The following is a 10563-nucleotide window of genomic DNA, read 5'->3' as shown; positions in this document are numbered from 1 at the left end:
ATATGGCTCAGTTGGTAGAGCAATTCATTCGTAATGAATAGGTCCCCGGTTCGAGTCCGGGTATCGGCTCAAATGCGGTAATAGCTCAGTTGGTAGAGCACTAGCTTCCCAAGCTGGGGGTCGCGAGTTCGAGCCTCGTTTACCGCTCATGGTTACAATCCAGGTTATTCAGGATATTTTTATGCTATATATAAAGGTGTAAGGAACGTAAATACGTTTCTTATTTTTTTGTTCGTATTTTTCCTCTCCCAACAATATACAGACAAACAAAAACAAGAGGTTGCACTTATTTACATAAAGCCAACCTCTTGCAAAGGTATCGTTTCCAACTCAAAGTAAAACGATGATTCTTATTTCTTTATTACTTTTTTGCCATCAACAACATACACCCCAGCAGGAAGCGCATCCCAAGCTTGAGTTTGACGCACACCATTGATACTAAAGATATGTTTGGGCTTTACATTTTTATTTTCTACCCCATCTATTGAAGTGACTTTCATCTCACCAACGGTGTAGAACACGTTACGCATAGTCTGTGGATTCCAAATATCTTCGCGTTTGCCATCTCGTTCAATCTCAAGATGTATTTCGTAAGAATGATTAGGTTCTAACTTAGATGCCGCAAAAGAGATTCGAGTTTGAACAGCATTGTTAGCTACATCGCAAGGCAGATAAACATTATTTACAACGCCAAGGTCTATCCATTTATCGGAGGTTAAGTCGAACAAACGATAATAAAGGCTACCACGATAACCATTTTTTATTTGATAACCACTTACCTTGGCGTGTACCTGCAAACTTATCTGGAGTATTTTATTTAATTGAAAGATGCTATAATTAGCATTTTCACCATCCACAAGATAGTCTACAAAATTAAACTGAATGCTTCCACGGTTTACATAGGGCAATACTTCTATCTCAAATGGTTCTTTCATATCGATAGGAACAACTACTTCTGCCCCATTCCTTTTTACCTTGATAGCAAAATCTACGCTGTACTTGCCTTGTGCCAAAGCCCCTACCCTACCCGAATTGAAATACTGAGCCAACATATTAATGGTAAAAGAGGTGCGACCAAGACGTTGTGCCACAACATTGGGTGTTAACAAATAACCATTAAACACTTGCTTAGTGCGCACATTGGTAAGCTTCATAACGAGATCGCCACGCACTTCCTCTCGCCCTGGATTATACATTGTGAAACTAAAGGCAGCCATATTGCCCGAGTCTTCGTAGAAAGGAGCAAGCACGCTAGGGCGTTTCTCAATAACAACAACATCATGCGGATTGCCCGTTTCTATATGAACGGCATTGGAAGTGAGCTTCACTTGCATCTCATTGGCATGATTTATAGGTTTCCATGGCCCATTTTGTTTGGTTGTAGCATTGAGCATTTCAGAATAAACAGGCACTAAACGATAGTTTCCATTGGCCATGTTATCAAAATGAATATCGTACACTTCGAACGTCATGTTAGTAAATATTGATGCCCAAACAACGTTATCGCCAATGGAAGGATAAATTTTCACCTGCTGGTTTTTATCATTATAAAGCGCCAACGCCACCTTTCCTGTAAACACACCCAACTCTCCTTTCACAGAACTATACGAGCCTAGTTTAGAAATCTTTGCGCTTAAACGTTCTTGTCGCGTGGCATCGGTTTTGCTAATGGTAAACGCCGTAGTGGTGCGAGCATCTAAGCCTCGTTCTATGTCCTTAAAACGACTAGCCTTTCCATTGTTGGGATGTGCAAATACCACTGACATATCATCCCAGAACGTGCCACTTAAGGCAAAACCATGAACATTAAGATAAATGGTGTTGATATCAAAATAGCCATCGCTTTCGCCACCCCAGCCCCAGTTGGTGTGTATAAATCCGCGCTCATCATAACCATCATAAACAAAGGCATGCGGACCACCTACAACTAAAACAGGATATCCGTTGGATAGTTCTTGCATCACCTCGCTATGAAACTCGTTGGCTGGCAGAACGTCTTTATCTAGATAACGCACCGTATAATCAAACTTATCGCGAAGCGCATTGCACGCATATTGCAAGTTAGAATCACTGCCTTTATGATAGTATCTCATGCGAACGGCGTTGCCAATATCACGCATAAACACACCTACGGCTTGTTCTGAGCGCCTCGAATACATCTTTCCAGCCGTGTCTTTCATATCGTCCCACCAATAAGTGGTACTTTTCCAGGCATCGTCTCCTTCGGTTCTAACATAATCTGCTGGTCGTGTTTTAGGCCATTTATGATAATACATTACCTGTGCTGTTGCTGTTGCCACACAGCCTGTTGGTGTGGTTCGCCCACTAATTACAGGGGTATATTTATTAAAAGGATAATACTGACTCCATTTACAGGTAAGTAATGGTTCCACCTTTCGTTTGATTGGCATTGGCTGAGCCGTGGCCTTAACACCTTTCGTACGCACTGCATTCACCACTTGCTCGTAGGCTTTCAAAAACGTTTTGAAGTATGGCGGCTGATTGTTTTCGTCTTTCGACATATTATCACCATAGGCCACTAACTCATTTAGTGCACTTTCACCAGAGATAATGACAAATTTGTTATCGCTAGAATTAGTGAAGATATAATACGCAGGACTAGAGGTTCCCTGCAAAGAACGTGTTGCTACGGTGTTCTTTGTGAGCGTTGGGTTACTGATATACTTTGAAGCAATGCTCGTGGCCTGTCCTTTGGTTATGGGATTGGCATTCATCAACATGGTGTTTGATAACATTGCTAATAATAAAAGCAATGCTCTCATTGGTTTTCTGTTCATTCTAATTATTAAGTATTATAGTATTTACAATGCTTTTGTTGTTAGACAATACGTGCTCGCCCATTTATTCAGACAAATTACACGGTCTTTACTACGCCAGCAACTAATTTTTAAGTAATTGGTTGTTATTAGAAGCCATTAGCACCACATCATATAACACACTCCCAACTATCGCAGCATTTGTATGTCTACACAAATCCATTTTATGGGGTGCGCCTGTAGTTGGCTGCCTCGTCTCTACACGCAGATTTTAAAACGTTTTTAAATTGTTTTTTCTTATGCAATGCAAAATTAACAACATTTATTTTAACCAGCAAAAAAACGCGACTCTTATCGACACCCTGCTAAAGATTTAACAATCAAATTATCATTAATGCGAAATTAAAACCAAAATCAAGAAATAATCTACCACAATCATACTTGTACACGCAAACAAACTTGCGCCCAATTTAACATTAAGATAAGAAAGAACATTACCTAAACATTGTCGCCATGTGCAACACAAGCATACCAAGAGAATGCAAAACCAACTAGCAGCGTGAGCAAACATCGTCTTTAGTTACTATTTCTTCGGATTAATCTCTCTTTATCCTATTATTTAATGCATCGACATAATCGTGAGCTGACTTTAAACCCCCAAACGCTACCTTATGCAAGATTTTGCGCTAACAACGAACACATGCATCCTAAAAAAGGCATTTTACAAAAAAGTGTAGTTATAAAATAGAAAATACAGAAACAAAAAGAGTAAAACAGATCGCAAAATCAACACAAAAGAAATAAACACTTACACATGCAAACATTTCCTTTACAATACTTTCGGGTTTTCGAAAAAAGAAGTAATTTTGCATTATCATTCGGCTAAGAATTTCTAAAGATTTTTTATTAATTTACATTTATAAATCACTATGCAAAAAAGATTGTTTTTTCTGTTCGCCATTGTGATGTTCCTCACATCTCCCCTCATGGCACAGGTTACAACATCAGGTATCAACGGAAAGGTTGTTGCTGGCAGTGAAGAGGTTATTGGAGCCACTGTGGTGGCCGTACACACCCCCTCAGGAACACGCTACAACGGCATTACCAACGAGAAAGGACGCTACTCTATACAAGGTATGCGCGTGGGAGGTCCTTACACAATCACCATCTCGTACGTGGGATACAAAGACGAAGTGTTTGAGAACATCAACCTGGTTCTCGGCGAAACAAGCGTTCTTAACGCTGATATGAAGGAAGACGCAAAGTTACTGGGCGAAGTAACCGTAACCGGAAAAGCTGGCGTGGGCACCACTGGCGCCTCTACACAGTTCTCGAAAGCGCAAATCGACAACACACCAACTGTAAACCGCAACATCTACGATGTAGCTACTCTCTCTCCGCTGGTTAAAGCCAACAAAAAAGGCGGTATCACCATCGCTGGAACGAATAACAGATACAACTCGTTCCAAATTGATGGTATGGTGAGCAACGACGTCTTCGGATTGTCGAGCGGCGGCACTATTGGCGACCAAACCAACGCAAACCCCATCGCACTTGATGCTGTTGAACAAATTCAAGTGGTAGCTTCGCCTTTCGATATCCGACAAAGCGGATTTACTGGTGGTGCAATCAACGCCATTACCAAATCGGGAACCAACGTGTTTAAAGCCTCGGCCTACACCTACTACACGGATGAGAACCTCTATGGCCAATGGAACCAAAACACAGGCCTTAAAGAGAAATACCAAAACGAGTCTACCAAGACTTTTGGTGCAACCTTTGGCGGCCCCATCGTGAAAGACAAACTTTTCTTCTTTGCTAGTGCTGAGTATAAGAAAAACATCTATCCCGCCACTTACTATGCTGGCGCACCTGGTTATTTCATGACTACCGACATGGCAAAAGCCATTGCCGACCAATATGAAGCAATAACGGGAATTAAAGAAAGCTATCATCGCCCCGACATCACTTCGGCTGCTCTCTCGCTGATGGCACGCATCGACTGGAACATCAACAACAATACCAAGTTCTCACTTCGCTATCAATTCAGCGATTCGCATAAAGATGAGTTCAGCTCTAGCTATAACACCTACAACTTTGTGAATAGCGGATATATTCGCAACAACAATATGCACTCGTTCGTGGCCGAGCTCAATTCGCACTTCAGCCGTTCGCTTTATAACGAATTGCGCGCCGGACTAACCATCGTACGCGACCACCGCAAAATTCCTTATCGCGCTGCATCAGCATATATTAGAAAAGCGGGCGCTTACGACCCCATAACTGGAACCGAAGCTGCTGGTGACAACACCGTAAACATCGGTACCGAATACTCTTCGGGTCTAAACTCACTCGACCAAAACATTTGGGTACTTGAAGATAACTTGTCGTGGTATCTAGGAAATCATAACATCACCTTTGGTACACACAACGAACTCTACGACATGAAGAATGCCTTTACCCAAGCTTTTACTGGACAGTATAGCTACAATGGCATAAAGGCATTTATGACGGATAAGGCCAACCAGTTTGCTTGGAACTATGCCGACGAGACCATTACAGGCACTAAAGAATGGAAAACGCCATTTAGAAGCGGGCAAGTGGGTTTCTATGTACAAGATAAATGGGACATCAACACCTTGCTACAACTCACTTATGGCGTACGCTTTGATATTCCTTTCTACCTCAATAGCCCATCCACCAACGACCAATTCAACGCCTCTGAATTCTCAACTAAATACGATGCTGTGGTTGGTCGCAAACCAAAATCGGTGGTGATGTTCTCGCCTCGATTGGGTTTCCGTTGGTATGCTAACAAGACTCATAAAACAATGCTACGCGGAGGATTGGGAATTTTCAACGGTCGCGCTCCTTTCGTATGGCTCGAAAACGCATGGGCTAACACAGGTATCGAACAAAAGGGTATCCTAATTCGTAACAACGTGCCCTCGTTTACTACCTATAAAAACGATGCACAAGCAGCCGCTAGCAACGCTCTGCCTACCGATGCAACAAAACCAAACATTGCCACTGTAACCCAAAACTTCAAGTTCCCACAGGTATTCCGTACCAACTTGGCGCTTGAACAACAATTGCCTGGCGATATGAAACTTACCATTGAAGGCCTTTACTCTAGAAATCTTAACAACGTTTGGTTTGAAAATCTTGCTCTTGTTAACGACGGTAAGCGTGTTTATGCTGTTGAAGGAGTTGAAAATTCATCAACCATCTACTATAGCAGCAAGCCTGGAAGCTACAGCAGCATCATCAACATGACCAACACCAACAAAGGATATAGCTACTCTATCAGTACTCAGATTGAAAAGTCGTTCAAGTTCGGACTAGACCTCATGGCCAACTACACCTTCGGCCGCTCGTATTCGGTGCACGACGGAACGTCTTCTGTAGCGCTTTCTAACTGGGGCTATTACTACAATGTCGACCCCAACGAACCTGTACTCGCAGCTTCAATGTTCGATATTCCTCATCGACTCGTTGTTACAGCTAACTATAACAGCAAACGTTATGGTAACGGACGCTGGCAAACACATGTTGGTCTTACTTACAACGGCACAAGCGGACAACGCTATAGCCTAACAATGAGCGACAACCCCAATCCATCTTTCAACGGCGACTACCGCAAAGGTAATACCTTGTTATACATTCCTACAAAAGCCGAACTGGCCAACATGACTTTCGTTGACAAAACAAACAAGGCTGGTGTGGTTACCTCAACCGCTGTACAACAAAAAGATCAGTTCGAACAATGGATTGAAAACGATAGTTATGCTAGCAAACACCGCGGACAGTTCGCCGAACGCAACTCTAATCTCACCCCATGGGAGAACCGTTTCGACCTGCACATCTCGCAAGATTTCTATTATCTTAAGGGACGTGGTAGCAAGGTTGAACTGGTGTTCGACATCCTAAATGTGGCCAACCTGCTGAATAAAAACTGGGGTACCAACTACACTTCGGTTTACAACATTAACAAACTACAAGTTCAAAACGTTAACAACGGAACTGCACCCGACACCAAAGTGGCTACATTCCAATACTTCGACAACACGCCACACGTGAGCGATGTAGCTAGTCGTTGGCACGCACAAATTGGCTTGCGCGTAACCTTCTAAAGCCAAACAACAGGTGTTTTAAAAGCTTCGTGCACGCATCGAAAGCACAACACCTAACGCTATATGTAAAAGTGGGCACACCTTGTAAGGTTGTGTCCACTTTTTTTGCTATCTTTGCAAGATATTATCAAAGACTTACATCATGCACATCGATTTCAACAATCTGGAAGAAAACAAAATTAATGGCTTCAAAGGCGGACATGGAGAAATGCTAATGAAGGCCTTTGTTGACAGCAAATGCCGCATCATGCAAAACGTTTTGAAACCAGGAGCTGCCAGCGGACTGCACAAACACGAAGAAAATAGCGAAGTGGTATTATGCTTAAGTGGCGAAGGCACTTTCTATTGCGACGGCGAAAAAGAAACACTGCTCCCCGGACAGGTGCATTATTGCCCTATGGGTCATGCACACTACTACGAAAATAATGGTACAGAAGATTTCGTTTTCTTCGCCATCGTACCCGAACATCACTAAAATTCACACCACACACCTATCATCCCCAACACTTCTTCTACATCGACCATTCACTCACCAACAAACTAGCACGTGAACGTCTCCATTCGCCTATTCCTTACACTATGTGTATCGGTTTCACTTGTGGCATGTAACCATAAAAAGCAGAACCAACCCGTGGAAACTCCCTGGGGAACAACGCTTGGCGCCGACACCGTGGAAACCAGCAACAATGGTTTCTCGCTCGACGACATCGTTCACAACGGCGAACTCATCATGCTAACACTCACCGGACCCAACAATTATTACGATTATCATGGCCACGGCATGGGCTTGCAATATCTGCTCTGCGAGCGCTTTGCTAAATCCTTAGGCGTTTCGCTTCGGGTAGAAGTATGCAAAGACACGGCCGATTTGGTGGAAAAACTAAAAAATGGCGATGGCGACTTGGCTGCGTTGTTCTTACCCAAAAATATAGAAGGGATTGATTTCTGCGGCGCAAAACCCGCAACGGGCAATGAACAATGGGCTGTCGCAAAAGGAAACGAAGCTTTGGCCGACACATTAAACAAATGGTTTAAACCCCAATTACTCGCTAAAATCAAAGCCGAAGAACAATTTGCATTGTCTGCTCGCAGCATACAACGCCATGTTTATTCGCCCATGCTTGACCGTAAAGCTGGTATTATTTCACAATACGACCATCTTTTCCAAAAATATGCTCCCACTGCCCGATGGGATTGGCGTCTCTTAGCAGCACAATGCTACCAAGAGTCTACCTTCGACCCTATGGCGCATTCGTGGGCTGGCGCAAGAGGTTTAATGCAAATCATGCCTGCAACGGCTGCTCACTTAGGACTACCCGCCAGTCAAATACACGAACCCGAACCCAATGTCGCAGCAGCCACAAAACTCATAAGGGAGTTAGATGGTAAGTTTAACGACATCACCGACCGCATGGAGCGCATCCGCTTTATACTTGCCAGTTACAACGGCGGTCATGGTCATATACGCGATGCTATGGCGTTAGCTCGCAAATACGGACACAATCCTCAACGCTGGGAAGAAGTTGCACCCTTCGTTCTTCGCCTAAGTACATCGCAATTCTACAACGACCCAGTTGTAAAAAACGGCTATATGCGCGGTAGTGAAACCGTGGATTATGTGGAACGAATTGGTAAGCGATGGCAACAATATTCGGGAATGGCGCCTGGAGGAATATCGGGCAGTTATGGTTCGATGGTACCGCAACGCGCCACAAAGAAATATCGTTTCCATCTCTAACTCCCTACTCCCCACACGCTTATTTGGCATTACCCCACCCCATTATTAACATAACTATTTTATTACTCCCTTGAAACCCTGTCACACCACATATCATCTAGACTGCCCATACAAACAAACCGTATGGCCTATACAGATGAATATTTTACCCAGTCTAGCCAATCTGTCTCCCTCATATCGTCTAACCGTATGGGGAATAAATGCCTGCACCATCAACTTGCGCTCGCTCAAATTTAAAACAATTGTTTATCAAACTTATCCACTAAAGCCATAAACCTTGGCACAATGGTCGTTTGACTAGCTTAAAACCTCCTGGGAATCTTTCAATAGTCTCTAGGATATTTAAATACCTATAAATCCTTCCGCATCGGCGGCCATCCATCAAATATTTTAGATGACTATTTTCACTGCCTATATAATCGCCTATTCTACTTAAACCTAGGTTGTACAAAACAACACTTGAAGCACACCATAACAAAACACGCCTTATTAATAATGTCAACTTTACAGACAAAAAATTAACATTATGAGTGCCCTCGCCACGAAAAATCCAAGCATCGGTCGATTTTTCTCGCTTATTTCTTTAGCACACAACCATCTGATTTACTGACCCTTACACAGAATTAAGCATAAAACACGCCTTTTTCAACACAAAATCCGGATGCAGAGCATAAACATACGTGCACCACAAATCCCCAGACCAACTTTTCATGTCTAAGCGGCAAATTACCCATAAAATCCACTTTTTACCCCACTTTTTGCGCTTTACAGCGCTATTAGTAGCAAATCACTATGCATTTAGAAGCAAAACACCTTGCGTTTAGCAGCAAATCACCATGCATTTAGCAGCAAATAGCACTGCTATTAGCAGCAAATAGCAAATCGTTTCGTTGCAAATAACAGCGAATTATCATACAAATTGCGAGCAATATACAAAAATAATCCCCAAATTTTGTTGCTTTTGCAGATGCCAATCTTGATTAATTTTCTTGAAATAGAAAAGCAAAGTCATAGCAAATAGCAAAAGTCAGCACAAACAACCCTCCGCTTGCCACCTCAAATTTTGCCATTCAGTCGCATTTTATATCCGTTTTAACGGGACAACTCATCTAGAATGGCTCGTCCGAAAAATAGATTTTGTAAAATATATTTACTAAATTAACATTTCACATACAACCCTATCCTTTATAAATATCAAAGCAACAGCTTGCACGGCATAGGGGCAATAAGAGAAATAATAATTCATTCACTAATATGCCGCCTCCATCGTCATCAAACCAATGTACGCATATAGAAGACAGAGATTTGCAAGCCATTAAATAAAACCACTTCGTACGTGGCTCTATGCCACATGAGGAAATATGCCAAACTAGAAATATCAAACACAACATACGCTAAGCCCAAAGACCTGCGCAACTATCACTAAAGTCAAAGACATTTCAGATAATAAAAAACAATAAGTCTCCCCCCCTGTGCAGAGCAAAAAATAACAAATCACCCATATTCTTTTCCCACCCATCGTCAATGTACAATCTCCTGCCATCCGCTAGCTGCTCTCAAAAACAGTAATTAAATCAAAAACAACACTACTCAAACACAAGAAAAAGCTATCTTTTGCCCCTGAACCACAATAAATGCATCAAAAACCCCATAAAAATTCGCATAATGTTTGCCAAACCAAAAAAAAGTATTATCTTTGCACCGCCTTACCACAAAGGCCTTTCAATTATGGAGAGATGGTAGAGTGGTCGATTACAGCGGTCTTGAAAACCGCCGTACCGAGAGGTACCGGGGGTTCGAATCCCTCTCTCTCCGCTAATAGGCTTTAAAAGGTCTTCACAAGAGTCTTCATTTTAGCCTTCAAAAATTAGATAATCGTTGTAAAATCAAGGTTTTACAACGATTTTTCTTTGTA

4 protein-coding genes and 2 tRNA genes are annotated in these 10563 nt (G+C 42.4%); 5 read left to right on the top strand and 1 reads right to left on the bottom strand.

Annotated features, from left to right (window positions below):
* Nucleotides 1-74 precede the first annotated feature (74 nt).
* A tRNA-Gly gene (locus tag QME03_RS11705) sits at nucleotides 75-147 on the top strand.
* Between the two features lie 203 nt (nucleotides 148-350).
* Here QME03_RS11705 and QME03_RS11700 read toward each other — a convergent pair.
* Complete coding sequence (locus QME03_RS11700; RefSeq protein ID WP_345740176.1) at nucleotides 351-2783, bottom strand: C10 family peptidase; 2433 nt, start codon at nucleotides 2781-2783, stop codon at nucleotides 351-353.
* Between the two features lie 923 nt (nucleotides 2784-3706).
* On the opposite strand from QME03_RS11700, the gene QME03_RS11695 reads away from it, so the two are divergent.
* From QME03_RS11695 to QME03_RS11680, 4 genes are all read left to right on the top strand, one after another.
* Nucleotides 3707-6910, top strand: coding sequence for a TonB-dependent receptor (locus QME03_RS11695; protein ID WP_281724488.1), 3204 nt, complete (start codon nucleotides 3707-3709; stop codon nucleotides 6908-6910).
* 142 nt (nucleotides 6911-7052) lie between these two features.
* Nucleotides 7053-7385, top strand: coding sequence for a cupin domain-containing protein (locus tag QME03_RS11690; protein ID WP_273114807.1), 333 nt, complete (start codon nucleotides 7053-7055; stop codon nucleotides 7383-7385).
* Nucleotides 7386-7457: 72 nt separating this feature from the next.
* Complete coding sequence (locus tag QME03_RS11685; RefSeq protein WP_281724487.1) at nucleotides 7458-8648, top strand: MltF family protein; 1191 nt, start codon at nucleotides 7458-7460, stop codon at nucleotides 8646-8648.
* Between the two features lie 1730 nt (nucleotides 8649-10378).
* Nucleotides 10379-10463, top strand: a tRNA-Ser gene (locus tag QME03_RS11680).
* The last annotated feature ends 100 nt before the right edge of the window (nucleotides 10464-10563 follow it).

It is taken from the genome of Hoylesella shahii (assembly GCF_937990675.1).
Classification (GTDB): Bacteria; Bacteroidota; Bacteroidia; order Bacteroidales; family Bacteroidaceae; genus Prevotella; species Prevotella shahii.
This window is presented reverse-complemented; position numbering and strand designations above follow the sequence as displayed.